This window comes from Escherichia sp. KCJ4928 (assembly GCF_004352695.1).
Taxonomy (GTDB): Bacteria; Pseudomonadota; Gammaproteobacteria; order Enterobacterales; family Enterobacteriaceae; genus ECMA0423.
This window is the reverse complement of the sequence record NZ_SJWV01000001.1, coordinates 85,075-104,609: the sequence shown is the minus strand read 5'-3', so window position 1 is coordinate 104,609 and position 19,535 is coordinate 85,075. Positions and strand designations below refer to the sequence as shown.

21 protein-coding genes are annotated in these 19,535 nt (G+C 52.2%); 16 read left to right on the top strand and 5 right to left on the bottom strand.

The features are described 5' to 3' along the window. Positions 1 to 252: 252 nt before the first annotated feature. The 4 genes from E0D98_RS00475 to puuA all read right to left on the bottom strand — a co-directional run bounded on the left by E0D98_RS00475 (position 253) and on the right by puuA (position 3,738). Positions 253 to 498, bottom strand: coding sequence for a DUF2543 family protein (locus tag E0D98_RS00475; protein ID WP_001015099.1), 246 nt, complete (start codon positions 496 to 498; stop codon positions 253 to 255). A 133-nt stretch (positions 499 to 631) separates the two neighbouring features. Next, entirely contained in the window at positions 632 to 2,017 is a 1,386-nt protein-coding gene (gene puuP, locus E0D98_RS00470) for a putrescine/proton symporter PuuP (protein ID WP_000996861.1), read from the bottom strand. Continuing rightward, on the bottom strand, positions 2,007 to 2,171 hold the full coding sequence (locus E0D98_RS00465) for a hypothetical protein (RefSeq protein ID WP_122985272.1): 165 nt from the start codon (positions 2,169 to 2,171) through the stop codon (positions 2,007 to 2,009). Before E0D98_RS00465 ends, puuP begins: the two co-directional genes overlap by 11 nt. 148 nt (positions 2,172 to 2,319) lie before the next feature. Next, the gene (puuA, locus tag E0D98_RS00460; RefSeq protein ID WP_001296746.1) at positions 2,320 to 3,738 is read right to left on the bottom strand and encodes a glutamate-putrescine ligase; all 1,419 of its coding nucleotides are present in this window, start codon (positions 3,736 to 3,738) and stop codon (positions 2,320 to 2,322) included. Positions 3,739 to 3,949: 211 nt separating this feature from the next. Between puuA and puuD the strand changes: the two genes are divergently transcribed. The 5 genes from puuD (at position 3,950) to puuE (ending at position 9,520) form a co-directional block, all read left to right on the top strand. After that, positions 3,950 to 4,714 carry a gamma-glutamyl-gamma-aminobutyrate hydrolase gene (gene puuD, locus E0D98_RS00455; protein WP_001307158.1) on the top strand — a complete coding sequence of 255 codons (765 nt, stop codon included), beginning with the start codon at positions 3,950 to 3,952 and terminating at the stop codon, positions 4,712 to 4,714. A 26-nt stretch (positions 4,715 to 4,740) separates the two neighbouring features. Continuing rightward, positions 4,741 to 5,298, top strand: a complete 558-nt coding sequence (puuR, locus tag E0D98_RS00450) for an HTH-type transcriptional regulator PuuR (RefSeq protein WP_001278727.1) — start codon at positions 4,741 to 4,743, stop codon at positions 5,296 to 5,298. Between the two features lie 149 nt (positions 5,299 to 5,447). Next, complete coding sequence (gene puuC, locus E0D98_RS00445; protein WP_001009140.1) at positions 5,448 to 6,935, top strand: aldehyde dehydrogenase PuuC; 1,488 nt, start codon at positions 5,448 to 5,450, stop codon at positions 6,933 to 6,935. Between the two features lies 1 nt (position 6,936). Next, a complete protein-coding gene (gene puuB / locus E0D98_RS00440) occupies positions 6,937 to 8,217 on the top strand; it encodes a gamma-glutamylputrescine oxidase (RefSeq protein ID WP_000134826.1) in 1,281 nt (426 codons plus the stop codon). Positions 8,218 to 8,254: 37 nt separating this feature from the next. Beyond that, a complete protein-coding gene (puuE, locus tag E0D98_RS00435; RefSeq protein WP_000069226.1) occupies positions 8,255 to 9,520 on the top strand; it encodes a 4-aminobutyrate transaminase in 1,266 nt (421 codons plus the stop codon). A gap of 119 nt (positions 9,521 to 9,639) precedes the next feature. Here puuE and pspF read toward each other — a convergent pair whose 3' ends face one another. Beyond that, positions 9,640 to 10,617: a phage shock protein operon transcriptional activator gene (gene pspF, locus E0D98_RS00430; protein WP_001326311.1), complete on the bottom strand. Its 978-nt coding sequence runs from the start codon at positions 10,615 to 10,617 to the stop codon at positions 9,640 to 9,642. A gap of 166 nt (positions 10,618 to 10,783) precedes the next feature. On the opposite strand from pspF, the gene pspA reads away from it, so the two are divergent. From pspA to E0D98_RS00375, 11 genes are all read left to right on the top strand, one after another. Further along, the gene (gene pspA, locus E0D98_RS00425) at positions 10,784 to 11,452 is read left to right on the top strand and encodes a phage shock protein PspA (RefSeq protein ID WP_000511025.1); all 669 of its coding nucleotides are present in this window, start codon (positions 10,784 to 10,786) and stop codon (positions 11,450 to 11,452) included. 53 nt (positions 11,453 to 11,505) lie between these two features. Then, positions 11,506 to 11,730, top strand: a complete 225-nt coding sequence (pspB, locus tag E0D98_RS00420; RefSeq protein ID WP_001274963.1) for an envelope stress response membrane protein PspB — start codon at positions 11,506 to 11,508, stop codon at positions 11,728 to 11,730. Beyond that, complete coding sequence (gene pspC, locus E0D98_RS00415; RefSeq protein WP_000907382.1) at positions 11,730 to 12,089, top strand: envelope stress response membrane protein PspC; 360 nt, start codon at positions 11,730 to 11,732, stop codon at positions 12,087 to 12,089. Before pspB ends, pspC begins: the two co-directional genes overlap by 1 nt. An 8-nt stretch (positions 12,090 to 12,097) precedes the next feature. Beyond that, the gene (pspD, locus tag E0D98_RS00410) at positions 12,098 to 12,319 is read left to right on the top strand and encodes a phage shock protein PspD (protein ID WP_001295585.1); all 222 of its coding nucleotides are present in this window, start codon (positions 12,098 to 12,100) and stop codon (positions 12,317 to 12,319) included. Between the two features lie 74 nt (positions 12,320 to 12,393). After that, positions 12,394 to 12,708 carry a thiosulfate sulfurtransferase PspE gene (gene pspE / locus E0D98_RS00405; protein ID WP_000473109.1) on the top strand — a complete coding sequence of 105 codons (315 nt, stop codon included), beginning with the start codon at positions 12,394 to 12,396 and terminating at the stop codon, positions 12,706 to 12,708. A gap of 211 nt (positions 12,709 to 12,919) precedes the next feature. Continuing rightward, positions 12,920 to 14,599, top strand: a complete 1,680-nt coding sequence (gene ycjM, locus E0D98_RS00400) for a glucosylglycerate phosphorylase (RefSeq protein WP_000810500.1) — start codon at positions 12,920 to 12,922, stop codon at positions 14,597 to 14,599. Positions 14,600 to 14,612: 13 nt separating this feature from the next. Beyond that, positions 14,613 to 15,905 (top strand): ABC transporter substrate-binding protein, encoded by a 1,293-nt coding sequence (locus E0D98_RS00395; RefSeq protein ID WP_000597458.1) that lies wholly within the window; start codon positions 14,613 to 14,615, stop codon positions 15,903 to 15,905. Between the two features lie 20 nt (positions 15,906 to 15,925). Further along, positions 15,926 to 16,807 (top strand): sugar ABC transporter permease, encoded by an 882-nt coding sequence (locus E0D98_RS00390; protein ID WP_001080790.1) that lies wholly within the window; start codon positions 15,926 to 15,928, stop codon positions 16,805 to 16,807. Beyond that, positions 16,794 to 17,636 carry a carbohydrate ABC transporter permease gene (locus E0D98_RS00385; protein ID WP_000224659.1) on the top strand — a complete coding sequence of 281 codons (843 nt, stop codon included), beginning with the start codon at positions 16,794 to 16,796 and terminating at the stop codon, positions 17,634 to 17,636. The genes E0D98_RS00390 and E0D98_RS00385 overlap by 14 nt, the downstream gene beginning before the upstream one ends. A gap of 30 nt (positions 17,637 to 17,666) precedes the next feature. After that, positions 17,667 to 18,719 (top strand): zinc-binding alcohol dehydrogenase, encoded by a 1,053-nt coding sequence (locus E0D98_RS00380; RefSeq protein WP_000737347.1) that lies wholly within the window; start codon positions 17,667 to 17,669, stop codon positions 18,717 to 18,719. Between the two features lie 19 nt (positions 18,720 to 18,738). Next, positions 18,739 to 19,527, top strand: coding sequence for a sugar phosphate isomerase/epimerase (locus E0D98_RS00375; RefSeq protein ID WP_001315450.1), 789 nt, complete (start codon positions 18,739 to 18,741; stop codon positions 19,525 to 19,527). Positions 19,528 to 19,535 lie beyond the last annotated feature (8 nt).

The following is a 19,535-nucleotide window of genomic DNA, read 5'->3' as shown; positions in this document are numbered from 1 at the left end:
ACCGTTTGTGTTCAGGGGTCGTAATGAGGGCCGTGTGGTTGGTCGTTGAACAGGTGGCGTCGCCATCTGTTCAACATTCGTACCCGTGATTTCTCTATAACTATAACTCACAGAACAACTTAGCGAGGAGCAGAGCGGTACGATCGTGAGAAACCCATTAAAGCACGCTGCAGTGCGTGTCATTGTTAGCCGGATGCGGCGTGAACGCTTTATCCGGACAACGATACTGACCGATCGTCTGCAATTAAATAATTACTCATTACCCCATTGATTCAAAAACTCTGCGATCTCATCAATGCGTACGGGATTAATCCCCGCTTCAGCAGCCATTTCATGTTGGGCTTCTTCGCTGATCTCTTCATTGTTCATCAAACGGGTGAGCAGTAACTGGAAGTAGTGGGCCAGCGGTGTGCGTTCAGCGTCTGCGACAGGCTCTGCGCATTCGGTCGCGTACTCATCGGCAATATCAAAATATTTTAGCGGGATATCGTGGTTCATTATTTGCCCCTGGGGTTAATGCGCTAAGCATAAGGGCGGATGATAGCACTCGTGATCCGGGTCATACATCTTTTTATAGTTAATGGCGCGGCGCATTACCCTCAGGCAGGATAATGCGGCGCGCATCCGACTATTACGTTTCGCTCACTGGCGTTCTGTCACCTTCGTACAGCGGCACTTTGCGATAGCGGCGGATCAGATACCACAAATATGCGCCGCCTAACGAAGCCCATACCAGACCCAGCGTCAGCGAGGTGGCTTCGAGGTTAATCCACAGCACGCCCACCGTCAGCGCGCCAACCAGCGGCATTAATAAATAGTGGAAGTGTTCCTTCCAGCTTTTATTCATTCCTTTGCGCCGCCAGAAGTGGTTGAACACCGACAGGTTAACGAAGGTAAACGCTACCAACGCGCCGAAGTTAATTAACGCTGTGGCGGTAACTAAATCGAAGAACAGCGCCGACATCGCGACAATCCCGACCATAATGACGTTCAGTGCCGGAGTCCGCCATTTCGGATGCACATAGCCAAACACGCGCTCCGGAAACACATTGTCGCGCCCCATCACATACAGCAGACGTGACACGCTGGCATGTGAGGCCAGGCCAGACGCTAACGTGTTCACAAACGTGGTGCAAAGGAAAATCGACTGGAACAGCTTACCGCCGACGTACAGCGCAATTTCAGGCAGTGCGGCGTCCGGGTCTTTAAAGCGGCTGATATCGGGAAAGAACAGCTGCATAAAGAACGACGCCGCGATAAAGATAACGCCGCCGTATACCGCCGTCAGGAAGATGGCTTTCGGGATCACGCGTGCGGCGTCCGGCGTCTCTTCCGAAAGCGTGGTCACCGCATCGAAACCGAGGAACGAGAAACAGACAATCGTCGCACCGGTAATAATCGGGATCAGGTGCGCGTTCTCGCTGATAAACGGCTGAAGTGACCAGACGGTGCCAACGCCTTCTCCTTTATGCAGTCCCTGAACCACCAGGAAGATAAACACCACCATGATGGAGATTTGCACCAGTACAAACAGGGTATTGAAGTTAGCGACCAGGTTGACGCTCTTCAGATTCGCGGCGGTTAAAATGGCGACGAAGGTTACCACCCACACCCACGGCGGCACTTCCGGGAAGAGGGCGGAGAGATAGATTTTCGCCAACAAAACGTTGATCATTGGCAAAAAGAGATAATCCAGCAGTGATGACCAGCCGACCATAAATCCGACGTGCGGATTAATCGACTTTTGCGCGTAGGTATAGGCCGAACCGGCCTCCGGAAACTGGCGAACCAGTTTGCCGTAGCTGATAGCGGTAAACAGCACGCCCGCCAGCGCCAGCAAATAGGACGCCGGAACGTGACCGTCGCTAATGCCGGAGACAATACCAAAAGTATCAAATACGGTCATCGGCGTGAGATAGGCCAGACCCATCATTACCACCTGCCACAATTTCAGTGATTTTCGCAGACGGGTTTTGCCGGGTTGCGCAGCAATATTCAGTGGTGAATTAATAGCCATAATTGCTGCCTCCCCTGCGTAATAAGGTTTGCGGTCGTGTCAACCTGAAATCAAACCTGTTTAGCAAGGGAAGCAAAGGGGGCGGAGTCCAGTCAGTAGCAGGAGGGGCGCATACGCAGCCACCCTCGCCATGCGGGGATTTAATCATCGGCATCATCTCATTTCCTCGTCACAGTCTTAATCGTTAACGGAAGCCCGTTGCCGCCTGCGCTCCATAACGCGACATCCGGGAAATGTCTGGATTACCAGCAAATGTCAGGCCTGGCTCCGCTCAGGCCGATGAAACAACCCCGCATGGGGAATTACGCGTTTTTCAACATCCACTCAATTTCTGTTTCTGTGATGAGGCGCTCAAACTGCAACAGCTCATCATTTTTACAGGCGTGATACACATGGCAAAACCGTTCGCCTAAATAGCGGCGCAGGTGATCATTCTCGATAAACTCACCCAGGGCATCGCTCTGGCGAATCGGGAAGGGTAAGCCTTCCTGTTCCAGCCCGTTGCCTTCGACTTCTTCCTGCAACGGCAGCTCGTTATCAAGGCCATGCAAAATACCGGCAAAAATCGCTGCCATCACCAGATATGGGTTGGCATCGGCACCCGCCACGCGATATTCCACGCGGTGATTATGACGGTCGCCGCACGGAATACGCAGGGCGACGGTGCGGTTGTTATGGCCCCACGACGCCTGCGTCGGCACATACATTCCCGGCTGGAAGCGGCGATACGAGTTCACGTTTGGTGCCAGCAACGCCATTGATGACGGCATCAGGTCAATCATCCCGGCGAGCATCTTTTTCAGCAGCGGCGAATCTTCGCCTTCCGCGTCAGAAAGCACGTTCTCGCCACGGTTATTTTGCATACTGATATGGATATGCATTCCGCTGCCCGCGTGCTCTTCATACGGCTTCGCCATAAAAGTGGCGTGCATCTTATGCTTTTCTGCCATCAGACGCACCAGGCGTTTTAGCGCCAGCGCATCATCGCAGGCTTCCAGCACGTTATCGGTATGGTAAAGGTTGATTTCAAACTGACCCGGCGAGGCTTCGGCGACCGCACCGTCGGCGGGAATTAACTGTAACTGCGCCAGTTCATCAATATCATTGAGCACATCGGCGAAGTGGTTGAGGTTATCAACGGAGTAAACCTGGCTTTGTGTATTGCGGTCATCGGTGCCGGGCGCGCAGGGCGGTTGCAGATACCCTTCAGCGTCGCGCTGACGATCCAGTAAATAGAACTCCAGCTCTACCGCTACAACCGGGAACAATCCGCGCTGGCGTAGCTGCTGCCACAGGCGGTTAAGAACGTTCCGCGGCTCAACGTCAAAGGGAGCGCCATCTTCATCGACCATGGTCAGGAGCATCTGACCGATAAACTCTGGATCGGCGGCAGAAGGGGTTAAGGAACCGAGAACAGGAACACAAGTACGATCCGGCTCGCCCATTTCCTGACCCAGACCCGCTTCTTCTACTACGTTGCCCAGAATATCCATTGCAAACACCGAGGCCGGGAAATAACACCCTTTCTCCAACTTCTTCAGGCTTGAAACAGGGATACGTTTTCCACGGAAGCAACCATTCAAATCAGTAAGTAAAACATCAACATATTGCGTATTCGGGTAGCGCTCCAGGTAGCGTTTCACTTCCTGCGTAAAGGCGCTACCCCGCCTCTCTTCTGACTGCTGAACAAAGTTCTCTACTTCAACGATATTGGTTTCCATGATTCTTCGCCTTTGGTTTGTTTTCCGCTCGTTATCAAAGCGTAAAATATAATGACCACCATTCGAATCTGTATGCAAACTAAATGTTTGTCAAATGTTAAATTGAGTTTGCAAAAATGAAAACCCACTGCTAGATTGAAAAAATATTGAACATAAAGGTCATTTAAACCGCAGTAATGGCGATAATTTAGTCCACTTTGTGAGATTGAGCATGGAAAATATAATGAACAATCCGGTTATCGGTGTCGTAATGTGCAGGAACAGGCTTAAGGGTCATGCGACCCAGACTCTGCAAGAAAAGTACCTGAATGCCATCATCCACGCAGGCGGCTTGCCAATTGCGCTACCACATGCGCTGGCGGAACCGTCGTTACTTGAACAACTTTTGCCGAAACTCGATGGCATTTATCTTCCTGGTAGTCCCAGCAATGTGCAGCCGCACCTATATGGTGAAAACGGCGATGAGCCTGACGCCGATCCCGGGCGTGATCTTCTGAGCATGGCGTTAATTAATGCCGCACTCGAAAGGCGCATCCCCATTTTCGCCATCTGCCGGGGTTTACAGGAACTGGTGGTGGCAACCGGTGGTTCGTTGCATCGCAAGCTGTGCGAACAGCCTGAATTGCTGGAACATCGGGAAGATCCCGAACTGCCGGTGGAGCAGCAATATGCGCCGTCGCATGAAGTTCAGGTTGAAGAGGGGGGATTACTGTCGGCGTTGTTACCTGAATGTAGCAACTTTTGGGTAAACTCTCTGCATGGACAAGGGGCGAAGGTCGTTAGCCCACGGTTGCGTGTTGAAGCTCGCTCGCCGGATGGCTTAGTTGAGGCGGTTAGCGTCATCAATCATCCTTTTGCGCTGGGCGTACAGTGGCACCCGGAATGGAACAGTAGCGAGTACGCGCTTTCGCGTATATTGTTCGAGGGCTTTATCACCGCTTGTCAGCACCATATCGCTGAAAAACAGCGACTCTGACCACTACAGTTTAAGGAAATGCAAATATGAGTGATGAGGGACTGGCGCCAGGAAAACGCTTGTCGGAAATCCGCCAGCAGCAGGGGCTTTCACAACGTCGTGCCGCCGAACTCTCCGGGCTGACTCACAGTGCTATCAGTACGATAGAACAAGATAAAGTCAGCCCTGCCATCAGTACGCTGCAAAAGCTGCTGAAGGTGTATGGTCTGTCACTCTCGGAATTCTTTTCCGAGCCGGAAAAACCTGATGAGCCGCAGGTCGTCATTAATCAGGACGATTTAATTGAGATGGGCAGTCAGGGTGTGTCAATGAAGCTGGTTCATAACGGTAACCCGAATCGCACGCTGGCGATGATCTTTGAAACGTACCAGCCGGGCACAACCACTGGGGAAAGAATTAAGCATCAGGGTGAGGAAATAGGCACTGTACTGGAAGGTGAAATTGTTCTGACGATTAATGGTCAGGATTACCACCTCGTCGCGGGGCAAAGTTATGCCATTAATACCGGCATCCCGCACAGTTTCAGTAATACGTCGGCAGGTATTTGCCGAATTATCAGCGCCCATACGCCCACCACGTTTTAATCTTTTTGTTCTGTAAGCCGGGTAAGCGCAATGCGCCCGGCAATCCATAAAGAATGTCGCCAGAAATAAACGGGCATACGGCCTGGGGATCTCTGCGCCCCGACGTTCACAAACTGCATATATCTGATAGACGTGAAACAGGAGTCATAATGAATTTTCATCATCTGGCTTACTGGCAGGATAAAGCGTTAAGTCTCGCCATTGAAACCCGCTTATTTATTAACGGTGAATATACTGCTGCGGCGGAAAATGAAACCTTTGAAACCGTTGATCCGGTCACCCAGGCACCGCTGGCCAAAATTGCCCGCGGCAAGAGCGTCGATATCGACCGTGCGGTGAGCGCAGCACGCGGCGTATTTGAACGCGGCGACTGGTCACTCTCTTCTCCGGCTAAACGTAAAGCTGTACTGAATAAACTCGCCGATTTAATGGAAGCCCACGCCGAAGAGCTGGCACTGCTGGAAACTCTCGACACCGGCAAACCGATTCGTCACAGTCTGCGTGATGATATTCCCGGCGCGGCGCGCGCCATTCGCTGGTACGCCGAAGCGATCGACAAAGTGTATGGCGAAGTGGCGACCACCAGTAGCCATGAGCTGGCGATGATCGTGCGTGAACCGGTCGGCGTAATTGCCGCCATCGTGCCGTGGAACTTCCCGCTGCTGCTGACTTGCTGGAAACTCGGCCCGGCGCTGGCGGCGGGAAACAGCGTGATTCTAAAACCGTCTGAAAAATCACCGCTCAGTGCGATTCGTCTCGCGGGGCTGGCGAAAGAAGCAGGTCTGCCGGATGGCGTACTGAACGTAGTAACGGGTTTTGGTCATGAAGCGGGGCAGGCGCTGTCGCGTCATAACGATATCGACGCCATTGCCTTTACCGGTTCAACCCGTACCGGGAAACAGCTGCTGAAAGATGCGGGCGACAGCAACATGAAACGCGTCTGGCTGGAAGCGGGCGGCAAAAGCGCCAACCTCGTTTTCGCCGATTGTCCGGATCTGCAAAAAGCGGCAAGCGCCACCGCCGCAGGCATCTTCTACAACCAGGGCCAGGTGTGCATCGCCGGAACGCGTTTGTTGCTGGAAGAGAGCATCGCCGATGAATTCTTAGCCCTGTTAAAACAGCAGGCGCAAAACTGGCAGCCGGGCCATCCACTTGATCCCGCAACCACCATGGGCACCTTAATCGACTGCGCCCACGCCGACTCGGTCCATAGCTTTATTCGGGAAGGCGAAAGCAAAGGGCAACTGCTGCTGGATGGTCGTAACGCTGAGCTGGCTGCCGCCATCGGCCCGACCATCTTTGTGGATGTAGACCCGAATGCGTCCTTAAGCCGCGAAGAGATTTTCGGTCCGGTGCTGGTGGTCACGCGTTTCACATCAGAAGACCAGGCGCTACAGCTTGCCAACGACAGCCAGTACGGCCTTGGCGCGGCGGTATGGACGCGCGACCTCTCCCGCGCGCACCGCATGAGCCGCCGCCTGAAGGCTGGTTCCGTCTTCGTCAATAACTACAACGACGGCGATATGACCGTGCCGTTTGGCGGCTATAAGCAGAGCGGCAACGGTCGCGACAAATCCCTGCATGCCCTTGAAAAATTCACCGAACTGAAAACCATCTGGATAAGCCTGGAGGCCTGAAATGACCGAACATACCAGCAGTTACTACGCCGCCAGTGCGAATAAATACGCGCCATTCGACACGCTGAATGAGTCGATTTCCTGCGACGTTTGCGTGGTCGGCGGCGGCTATACCGGGCTCTCTTCCGCGCTGCATCTGGCGGAAGCGGGCTTTGACGTGGTGGTTCTTGAAGCCTCACGCATCGGCTTCGGCGCAAGCGGACGCAATGGCGGGCAGCTTGTGAACTCCTACAGCCGCGACATCGACGTGATCGAAAAAAACTACGGCATGGACACCGCCCGTATGCTCGGCAGCATGATGTTCGAGGGTGGCGAGATCATCCGCGAACGTATCAAACGTTATCAGATTGACTGCGACTATCGTCCCGGCGGTCTGTTTGTGGCGATGAATGATAAACAACTCGCCACACTCGAAGAGCAGAAAGAGAACTGGGAACGCTACGGCAATAAACAGCTGGAGCTGCTGGACGCCAACGCTATTCGCCGCGAGGTCGCCAGCGATCGCTACACTGGTGCGCTGCTGGATCACAGCGGTGGGCATATTCATCCGCTAAACCTCGCCATTGGCGAAGCGGACGCCATCCGCCTCAACGGCGGGCGCGTGTATGAACTTTCTGCCGTGACGCAGATCCAGCACACCACGCCAGCCGTTGTGCGAACTGCCAAAGGTCAGGTGACGGCGAAGTATGTGATTGTCGCCGGGAATGCGTATCTGGGCGATAAAGTAGAGCCGGAACTGGCGAAACGCAGCATGCCGTGCGGCACGCAGGTGATCACCACCGAACGGCTGTCGGAAGATTTAGCCCGTTCGCTGATCCCGAAAAACTACTGTGTGGAAGACTGTAACTATCTGCTTGATTACTACCGTCTTACCGCCGACAACCGCCTGCTGTACGGCGGCGGCGTGGTCTACGGCGCGCGCGACCCGGATGACGTTGAGCGCCTTGTGGTGCCGAAACTGCTGAAAACCTTCCCGCAGCTGAAGGGCGTGAAAATTGATTACCGCTGGACGGGCAACTTCCTGCTGACCTTGTCGCGCATGCCGCAGTTCGGTCGCCTTGATACCAACATCTATTACATGCAGGGCTACAGCGGCCACGGCGTCACCTGTACCCATCTTGCCGGGCGTCTGATTGCCGAACTGCTGCGCGGCGACGCCGAACGTTTCGATGCCTTCGCCAATCTGCCGCATTACCCGTTCCCCGGCGGGCGCACGCTGCGCGTGCCATTTACCGCGATGGGCGCGGCTTATTACAGCCTGCGCGATCGTCTGGGCGTTTAATTTCCGATTAACAGTGAAGAGTCAAAAGGTGTGAAACATGAGCAACAATGAATTCCATCAGCGTCGTCTTTCTGCTACCCCACGCGGGGTTGGCGTGATGTGTAACTTCTTCGCCCAGTCGGCAGAAAACGCTACGCTGAAGGACGTAGAGGGCAACGAATACATCGATTTCGCCGCAGGCATTGCGGTGCTGAATACCGGGCATCGCCACCCTGATCTGGTCGCGGCGGTGGAGCAGCAATTGCAACAGTTTACCCACACGGCGTATCAGATTGTGCCGTACGAAAGCTACGTCACGCTGGCGGAGAAAATTAACGCCCTTGCCCCAGTGAGCGGGCAGGCTAAAACCGCATTCTTCACTACCGGTGCGGAAGCGGTGGAAAACGCGGTGAAAATTGCTCGCGCCCATACCGGACGACCTGGCGTGATTGCGTTTAGCGGTGGCTTCCACGGTCGTACATATATGACCATGGCGCTGACCGGAAAAGTTGCGCCGTACAAAATCGGCTTCGGCCCGTTCCCTGGTTCGGTGTATCACGTACCTTATCCGTCAGATTTACACGGCATTTCAACACAGGACTCCCTCGACGCCATCGAACGCTTGTTTAAATCAGACATCGAAGCGAAGCAGGTCGCGGCCATTATTTTCGAACCGGTGCAGGGCGAGGGCGGTTTCAACGTTGCGCCAAAAGAGCTGGTTGCCGCCATTCGCCGCCTGTGCGACGAGCACGGTATTGTGATGATTGCCGATGAAGTGCAAAGCGGCTTTGCGCGTACCGGTAAACTGTTTGCCATGGATCATTACGCCGATAAGCCGGACTTAATGACGATGGCGAAAAGCCTCGCGGGCGGGATGCCGCTTTCGGGCGTGGTCGGTAACGCGAATATTATGGACGCGCCCGCGCCGGGCGGGTTGGGTGGCACCTACGCCGGGAACCCGCTGGCGGTGGCTGCCGCGCACGCGGTGCTCAATATTATCGACAAAGAATCACTCTGCGAACGCGCGAATCAACTGGGCCAGCGTCTCAAAAACACGTTGATTGATGCCAAAGAAAGCGTTCCGGCCATTGCTGCGGTACGCGGCCTGGGGTCGATGATTGCGGCAGAGTTTAACGATCCGCAAACGGGCGAGCCGTCAGCGGCGATTGCACAGAAAATCCAGCAACGCGCGCTGGCGCAGGGGCTGCTCCTGCTGACCTGTGGCGCATACGGCAACGTGATTCGCTTCCTGTATCCGCTGACCATACCGGATGCGCAATTCGATGCGGCAATGAAAATTTTGCAGGATGCGCTGAGCGATTAATAGCCCAACGCAATAATGTCTGATGCGCTGCGCTTATCAGGCCTGCAAACGACGTATTGATTATGTATGCCGAATAAAGCATTCACGCCGCATCCGGCAAGTTGTATTGCTCAACTTCGCTAAATCTGGTGCTTTTTCAACAACGCGCGGAACTGATGATAAGTTAACCCCAGTAATTCAGCCGCGCGCTTCTGGTTATATTTCCCTTGTTGCAAACTGAGTTGCAGCAACTCTTTTTCCTGCTGCATCTGAAACTCACGTAAATCCAGCGGCAGTGTTGGAAGCGAGGTGGTTTCTGAAACGGCGATAGTGTCTTCAGGCGGACGCCGTTTAAAGGGATCAATAATGATGTCATCAAGCGGATAATCGCTGGTGCCGTGGCGATACACTGAACGTTCCACCACGTTTTTCAATTCACGAATATTTCCCGGCCAACGATAATTCAGCAATGTTTCTCTGGCGCGCTCCGTAAACCCCGGGAACAGAGGCAGCTTGATTTCCCGACACATCTGGATGGCAAAGTGTTCTGCCATCAACATTATGTCGCTTTCGCGCTCGCGCAGTGGTGGCAGTTGTACAACATCAAAAGCCAGTCGGTCGAGCAGGTCAGCGCGAAAAGTGCCTTCATTGACCATCGCCGGGAGATCGGCATTCGTCGCGCATACCAACCGCACATTCACCTGCAATGGCTGGCTGCCGCCAACGCGCTCCAGTTCACCGTACTCAATCACGCGCAATAATTTCTCCTGCACCATCATCGGTGCCGTAGCGAGTTCATCAAGAAATAGCGTACCGCCGTCGGCACGTTCAAATCTCCCAGGATGACGTTTTTGCGCACCGGTAAACGCCCCCGCTTCGTGACCAAACAGTTCGGAATCCAGCAGATTTTCATTTAACGCCGCGCAGTTAAGGGAAATAAACGGCCCTTGCCAACGGGAGGAGAGATAATGCAGGCGGCTGGCAATCAGCTCTTTACCGGTGCCGCGTTCGCCGATGATGAGCACCGGTTTGTCCAGCGGTGCGAGATGCGAAACCTGTTCCAGCACTTCGAGAAAGCTGTTCGCCTCACCAAGTAAATTATCTTTGTATTCTGCCATGATGAAATTCGCCACTTGTTAGTGTAATTCGCTAACTCATCCTGGCATGTTGCTGTTGATTCTTCAATCAGATCTTTATAAATCAAAAAGATAAAAAATTGGCACGCAAATTGTATTAACAGTTCAGCAGGACAATCCTGAACGCAGAAATCAAGAGGACAACATTATGGGTATTTTTTCTCGCTTTGCCGACATCGTGAATGCCAACATCAACGCTCTGTTAGAGAAAGCGGAAGATCCACAGAAACTGGTTCGTCTGATGATCCAGGAGATGGAAGATACACTGGTTGAAGTACGTTCTACTTCGGCGCGCGCGTTGGCAGAAAAGAAACAGCTGACTCGCCGTATTGAACAAGCGTCGGCGCGTGAAGTTGAATGGCAGGAAAAAGCCGAACTGGCGCTGCTGAAAGAGAGAGAGGATCTGGCACGTGCAGCGTTAATTGAAAAACAGAAACTGACCGATCTGATTAAGAGCCTGGAACATGAAGTGACGCTGGTGGACGACACGCTGGCACGCATGAAGAAAGAGATCGGTGAGCTGGAAAACAAATTGAGCGAAACACGCGCTCGCCAGCAGGCATTGATGTTACGTCATCAGGCGGCAAACTCGTCGCGCGATGTGCGTCGTCAGCTGGACAGTGGCAAACTGGATGAAGCAATGGCTCGTTTCGAATCTTTCGAACGTCGTATTGACCAGATGGAAGCGGAAGCAGAAAGCCACAGCTTCGGTAAACAAAAATCGCTGGACGATCAGTTTGCCGAACTGAAAGCCGATGATGCAATCAGCGAACAACTGGCACAATTAAAAGCCAAAATGAAGCAAGACAATCAATAATAACATCCAGGCGGCGTCCGAACGCGCCGCCGCTCATCGTCTAAGGAGTACTTATGAGCGCGCTATTTCTGGCTATTCCGTTAACCATTTTTGTGCTGTTTGTTTTACCGATCTGGTTATGGCTGCATTACAGCAATCGTTCTGGTCGCAGTGAATTGTCGCAAAGTGAGCAGCAGCGATTAGCGCAACTGGCTGATGAAGCAAAACGGATGCGCGAACGTATTCAGGCGCTGGAATCTATTCTTGATGCAGAACATCCGAACTGGAGGGATCGCTAATGGCGGGCATTAATCTCAATAAAAAATTATGGCGTATTCCACAGCAGGGCATGGTCCGCGGCGTCTGCGCCGGGATTGCCAACTATTTTGATGTACCGGCAAAACTGGTGCGTATCCTGGTGGTGCTGTCGATTTTCTTCGGTCTGGCGCTGTTTACCCTGGTTGCTTACATCATTTTGTCATTTGCGCTTGATCCAATGCCGGACAACATGGCCTTTGGTGAGCAGCTACCTTCCAGCAGCGAATTGCTGGATGAAGTCGACCGTGAACTGGCGGCAAGTGAAACGCGTTTACGCGAGATGGAACGTTATGTCACTTCCGATACTTTCACGTTACGTAGCCGTTTCCGTCAACTGTGAGGAAAGTTATGAATACTCGCTGGCAACAGGCCGGGCAAAAGGTAAAGCCTGGTTTCAAATTAGCAGGCAAGCTGGTACTTCTTACCGCACTGCGCTATGGCCCGGCGGGTGTAGCGGGCTGGGCGATAAAATCAGTTGCTCGCCGACCGCTGAAAATGTTGCTGGCTGTGGCGCTGGAACCGCTGTTAAGTCGGGCTGCTAATAAACTGGCACAGCGTTATAAAAGGTGAGGGGAGTTTCGCAAAAATTGTTAAATCTCAGGCGTATAATGGATGGCAATTTTCATCCATAGAAGGACGCTTACATGTTTAAAAAAGGCTTACTTGCTCTGGCACTGGTGTTTTCACTGCCCGTTTTCGCCGCTGAACACTGGATCGATGTTCGTGTTCCAGAGCAGTATCAGCAAGAGCACGTTCAGGGGGCCATCAATATTCCCCTGAAGGAAGTGAAAGAGCGCATTGCCACCGCCGTTCCGGATAAAAACGACACCGTGAAAGTGTATTGCAATGCCGGACGCCAGTCAGGGCAAGCAAAAGAGATCCTTAGCGAGATGGGATATACCCACGTTGAGAACGCCGGTGGCCTGAAAGACATCGCAATGCCGAAGGTCAAAGGTTAAAAGAATTCACCATGAGCGGCGCTTATGCGCCGTTTTTTTTCTGTCACACCTTATTTACATCCCCATAGATTATTTGCGTCAGCTCACAAATACGCTTTTTCCCTGGTAAAAAATGATTTCCTGCGTGACTAAAACCCTTGTGCTCAATTGACAGTTTATTTTCTGCGGAGTAGTCTCTCGTTTCATGGGACCGCTACCACGGAAAGGCAACATGAAACAGAAAATTACGGATTACCTGGACGAAATCTACGGTGGAACATTTACCGCAACTCATTTACAGAAACTTGTAACGCGTCTTGAGAGTGCGAAACGATTAATTACACAGCGACGTAAAAAACACTGGGATGAAAGTGATGTCGTGTTAATTACCTATGCCGATCAATTTCACAGCAATGATTTAAAACCATTACCCACATTTAATCAGTTTTACCATCAATGGCTGCAAAGCATTTTTTCACATGTTCATTTGTTGCCGTTTTATCCATGGTCATCTGATGATGGCTTTTCGGTAATTGATTATCATCAGGTCGCCAGTGAAGCGGGGGAGTGGCAGGATATTCAGCAACTCGGTGAATGCAGTCATTTAATGTTTGATTTTGTCTGCAACCATATGTCGGCAAAAAGTGAATGGTTTAAAAACTATTTACAACAGCATCCAGGTTTTGAAGATTTTTTTATTGCCGTTGACCCGCAAACCGATCTCAGCGCCGTCACTCGCCCGCGTGCGTTACCGTTATTAACGCCATTCCAGATGCGCGATCATTCAACGCGCCATTTATGGACCACCTTTAGTGACGATCAAATTGACCTGAATTACCGTAGCCCTGAAGTGTTGCTGGCGATGGTGGATGTTTTACTCTGTTACCTTGCGAAAGGTGCTGAGTATGTCCGCCTGGATGCCGTTGGCTTTATGTGGAAAGAGCCGGGAACAAGCTGCATCCATCTGGAAAAAACACATCTGATTATCAAACTGTTACGGTCGATTATTGATAACGTTGCGCCAGGTACAGTGATCATTACCGAGACCAATGTTCCGCATAAAGACAACATTGCTTACTTTGGCGCAGGCGATGACGAAGCACATATGGTGTACCAGTTCTCGCTGCCGCCACTGGTGCTGCATGCGGTGCAAAAACAGAACGTTGAGGCGCTTTGTGCGTGGGCGCAAAACCTGACACTACCTTCCAGCAACACCACCTGGTTTAACTTCCTCGCCTCTCACGATGGCATCGGGCTAAACCCGCTACGGGGCTTGTTGCCTGAAAGCGAAATATTAGAGCTGGTCGAGGCGTTACAGCAGGAAGGTGCATTAGTAAACTGGAAAAATAATCCCGACGGTACACGCAGTCCGTATGAAATAAATGTGACCTATATGGATGCGTTAAGCCGCCGTGAGAGTAGCGATGAAGAACGTTGCGCCAGGTTTATTCTCGCCCATGCGATTTTGTTAAGTTTCCCCGGTGTGCCAGCGATATATATTCAAAGTATTCTTGGCTCGCGTAATGATTACGCAGGTGTCGAAAAACTCGGATATAACCGTGCGATTAACCGTAAAAAATATCACAGTAAAGAGATAACCCGAGAACTGAACGATGAAGCTACATTAAGGCATGCGGTATATCATGAGTTGTCGCGTTTAATTACACTTCGTCGCAGCCATAACGAGTTTCATCCGGATAATAATTTTACCATCGATACGATTAATTCATCCGTAATGCGTATTCAAAGAAGTAACGCTGATGGTAATTGTCTGACTGGATTGTTTAATGTCAGTAAAAATATTCAGCATGTAAATATTACTAATCTGCATGGTCGGGATCTGATTAGTGAAGTTGATATATTGGGTAATGAAATAACGCTGCGCCCCTGGCAGGTTATGTGGATTAAATAAAAAGGAACATCTCATGATTAAATCAAAAATCGTGCTGTTATCAGCACTGGTTTCCTGCGCCCTGATTTCAGGCTGTAAAGAAGAAAATAAAACGAATGTATCCATCGAATTTATGCATTCTTCGGTGGAGCAGGAGCGCCAGGCCGTTATCAGTAAATTGATTGCCCGTTTTGAAAAAGAAAACCCTGGCATCACCGTTAAGCAAGTGCCCGTGGAAGAAGATGCCTATAACACTAAAGTCATTACTCTTTCACGTAGCGGTTCGCTGCCGGAAGTGATAGAAACCAGCCATGACTACGCCAAAGTGATGGACAAAGAGCAGCTTATCGATCGCAAAGCGGTTGCCACAGTCATCAGCAACGTTGGTGAAGGCGCGTTTTACGATGGCGTACTGCGTATTGTGCGTACCGAAGATGGTAGCGCATGGACCGGTGTTCCTGTCAGCGCCTGGATTGGCGGTATCTGGTATCGCAAAGATGTGCTGGCAAAAGCGGGGCTTGAGGAGCCGAAAAACTGGCAACAGCTGCTGGACGTTGCACAGAAACTGAATGACCCGGCGAATAAAAAATACGGCATTGCGCTGCCTACAGCAGAAAGCGTGTTGACGGAACAATCCTTCTCCCAGTTTGCGTTATCCAACCAGGCTAACGTCTTTAACGCCGAAGGCAAAATCACCCTTGATACACCAGAGATGATGCAGGCACTGACCTATTACCGCGACCTTGCTGCCAACACTATGCCGGGTTCTAACGACATCATGGAAGTGAAAGACGCCTTTATGAACGGCACCGCGCCGATGGCGATTTACTCCACCTATATCCTTCCGGCTGTGATTAAAGAAGGCGACCCGAAAAACGTCGGTTTCGTGGTGCCAACCGAGAAAAACTCTGCGGTCTACGGCATGTTGACCTCGCTGACCATTACCGCCGGGCAAAAGACCGAAGAGACGGAAGCAGCAGAAAAATTTGTCACCTTTATGGAGCAGGCAGACAACATTGCCGACTGGGTGATGATGTCGCCAGGTGCTGCGCTGCCGGTGAATAAAGCGGTTGTCACTACCGCCACCTGGAAAGACAACGACGTTATTAAGGCGCTGGGTGAACTACCGAATCAGCTAATCGGTGAACTGCCAAATATTCAGGTCTTTGGTGCAGTAGGGGATAAAAACTTTACCCGCATGGGTGATGTGACGGGGTCTGGCGTGGTGAGCTCCATGGTGCATAACGTCACCGTGGGTAAAGCCGATCTCCCTGGCACGCTGCAAGCGAGCCAGAAAAAGCTGGATGAACTGATCGAACAGCACTAAACCCAGGACAGGAATCCGCAATGAACAGGCTTTTTTCAGGTCGTTCCGATATGCCCTTTGCGCTGCTGCTTCTCGCGCCCAGCTTATTACTGCTGGGTGGTCTGGTGGCCTGGCCAATGGTGTCGAATATCGAAATCAGTTTTTTACGTCTGCCGCTCAATCCCAACATCGAGTCAACCTTTGTTGGGGTGAGTAACTATGTGCGTATCCTCTCCGATCCCGGCTTCTGGCACTCGCTGTGGATGACGGTCTGGTATACCGCGCTGGTGGTGGCGGGCAGCACCGTGCTCGGGCTGGCAGTGGCGATGTTTTTCAACCGCGAGTTCCGTCTGCGCAAAACCGCGCGTTCGCTGGTGATCCTCTCCTACGTAACGCCGTCCATTTCGCTGGTGTTTGCCTGGAAATACATGTTCAACAACGGCTACGGCATTGTGAACTACCTCGGCGTCGATCTTCTGCATCTCTATGAGCAGGCACCGCTGTGGTTCGATAATCCGGGCAGTAGCTTTGTGCTGGTGGTGCTGTTCGCCATCTGGCGCTACTTCCCGTATGCCTTTATCTCGTTTCTGGCGATTTTGCAGACCATCGACAAATCGCTGTACGAAGCGGCAGAGATGGATGGCGCTAATGCCTGGCAACGGTTTCGTATCGTCACGCTGCCCGCGATTATGCCGGTCCTGGCGACGGTGGTGACCCTGCGCACCATCTGGATGTTCTACATGTTCGCGGATGTTTATTTGCTGACGACCAAGGTCGATATTCTCGGTGTATATCTCTACAAAACCGCCTTTGCCTTTAATGATTTAGGAAAAGCGGCGGCGATCTCGGTGGTGCTCTTCATCATTATTTTCGCTGTCATTCTGCTGACCAGGAAACGGGTGAACCTCAATGGCAACAAATAAACGCACACTCAGTCGCATCGGTTTTTACTGCGGGCTGGCGCTGTTTCTCATCATCACGCTGTTTCCATTTTTTGTGATGCTGATGACCTCGTTCAAGGGCGCGAAAGAGGCGATCTCACTGCATCCTACGCTGCTGCCGCAGCAGTGGACGCTGGAGCATTACGTCGACATTTTTAACCCGATGATTTTCCCGTTTGTCGACTACTTCCGTAACAGTCTGGTGGTGTCGGTGGTTTCATCCGTGGTGGCGGTATTCCTCGGCATTCTTGGGGCTTACGCGCTTTCCCGCCTGCGCTTTAAAGGTCGGATGACCATCAATGCCAGCTTTTACACGGTGTATATGTTCTCTGGCATTTTGCTGGTGGTGCCGCTGTTCAAAATCATCACCGCGCTGGGCATTTACGACACCGAGATGGCGCTGATCATCACCATGGTGACGCAAACTCTGCCCACCGCCGTGTTTATGCTGAAAAGCTACTTCGACACCATCCCCGATGAGATCGAAGAAGCGGCGATGATGGATGGCCTCAACCGTCTGCAAATTATCTTCCGCATCACCGTGCCGTTGGCGATGTCCGGGCTGATATCCGTGTTCGTCTACTGCTTTATGGTGGCGTGGAACGACTATCTGTTTGCGTCGATTTTCCTCTCCAGCGCCAGCAATTTCACCTTACCGGTGGGCCTGAACGCGCTGTTCAGTACGCCAGATTACATCTGGGGACGGATGATGGCGGCCTCACTGGTGACCGCATTGCCGGTGGTGATTATGTATGCGCTTTCGGAACGTTTTATTAAGAGTGGTTTGACCGCCGGTGGCGTGAAGGGCTAAAGCGGCCAGTTTCTTTACAAGGAGTTTTAAATGAAAAAGTTAGTAGCCACAGCACCGCGTGTTGCTGCGCTGGTTGAGTATGAAGATCGGGCGATTTTAGCCAATGAAGTGAAAATCCGCGTGCGTTTCGGCGCACCGAAACACGGAACGGAAGTGGTCGACTTCCGCGCCGCCAGCCCGTTTATCGATGAAGACTTTAACGGTGAATGGCAGATGTTCACTCCGCGTCCGGCAGATGCGCCGCGCGGCATTGAGTTTGGCAAATTCCAGCTTGGCAACATGGTGGTTGGCGACATTATCGAGTGCGGCAGCGACGTAACCGACTACGCGGTGGGCGACAGCGTATGCGGCTACGGCCCACTCTCCGAGACGGTCATCATTAACGCGGTGAATAACTACAAGCTGCGCAAAATGCCGCAAGGCAGCTCCTGGAAAAACGCCGTCTGTTACGACCCGGCGCAGTTTGCCATGAGCGGCGTGCGCGATGCCAACGTGCGCGTGGGTGATTTTGTGGTGGTGGTAGGGCTTGGCGCGATTGGTCAAATAGCCATCCAACTGGCGAAACGCGCTGGCGCATCGGTGGTAATTGGCGTCGATCCTATCGCCCATCGCTGTGATATTGCCCGTCGCCACGGTGCGGATTTCTGCCTTAACCCCATCGGCACTGACGTAGGTAAAGAGATCAAAACGCTGACCGGCAAGCAGGGTGCCGATGTGATTATCGAAACCAGCGGTTACGCCGACGCGCTGCAATCGGCGCTCCGCGGCCTGGCTTATGGCGGCACCATCTCGTATGTTGCGTTTGCCAAACCGTTTGCCGAAGGTTTTAACCTCGGACGCGAAGCCCATTTCAATAACGCCAAAATTGTCTTCTCCCGCGCGTGCAGCGAACCGAACCCGGATTATCCGCGCTGGAGCCGCAAGCGTATCGAAGAAACCTGTTGGGAACTGCTGATGAACGGTTATCTCAATTGTGAAGATCTAATCGACCCGGTGGTGACCTTTGCCAATAGCCCGGAAAGCTACATGCAGTATGTCGACCAGCATCCGGAACAGAGCATCAAAATGGGCGTTACGTTTTAATTCAAAGGAATGAAAAAAAATGAAAATAGGCACACAGAATCAGGCGTTCTTTCCGGAAAATATTCTGGAGAAATTTCGTTATATCAAAGAGATGGGTTTCGATGGTTTTGAGATCGACGGCAAACTGCTGGTCAACAATCTCGAAGAAGTCAAAGCGGCGATCAAAGAAACTGGTTTACCGGTGACCACCACCTGCGGTGGCTATGACGGCTGGATTGGTGACTTTATCGAAGAGCGTCGTCTTAATGGCTTAAAGCAGATCGAACGCATTCTCGAAGCGCTGGCAGAAGTGGGGGGTAAAGGCATCGTCGTTCCGGCAGCGTGGGGCATGTTTACCTTCCGCTTACCGCCGATGACCTCGCCGCGTAGCCTGGACGGCGACCGCAAAATGGTGAGTGATTCCCTGCGCGTACTGGAACAGGTCGCCGCGCGTACCGGAACCGTGGTGTATCTCGAACCGTTAAACCGCTATCAGGATCATATGATCAACACCCTCGCCGATGCTCGTCGTTACATCGTCGAAAACAATCTTAAACATGTGCAGATTATCGGCGATTTCTATCACATGAACATCGAAGAAGATAACCTGGCGCAGGCGCTGCACGACAACCGTGACCTGCTCGGTCATGTGCATATTGCCGATAACCATCGTTACCAGCCGGGCAGTGGCACCCTCGATTTCCACGCGCTGTTTGAACAGCTGCGCGCCGATAACTATCAGGGTTATGTGGTGTATGAAGGGCGTATCCGGGCAGAAGATCCTGCCCAGGCGTACCGTGATTCGTTGGCCTGGTTGCGTACCTGCTAAGAGGTCTT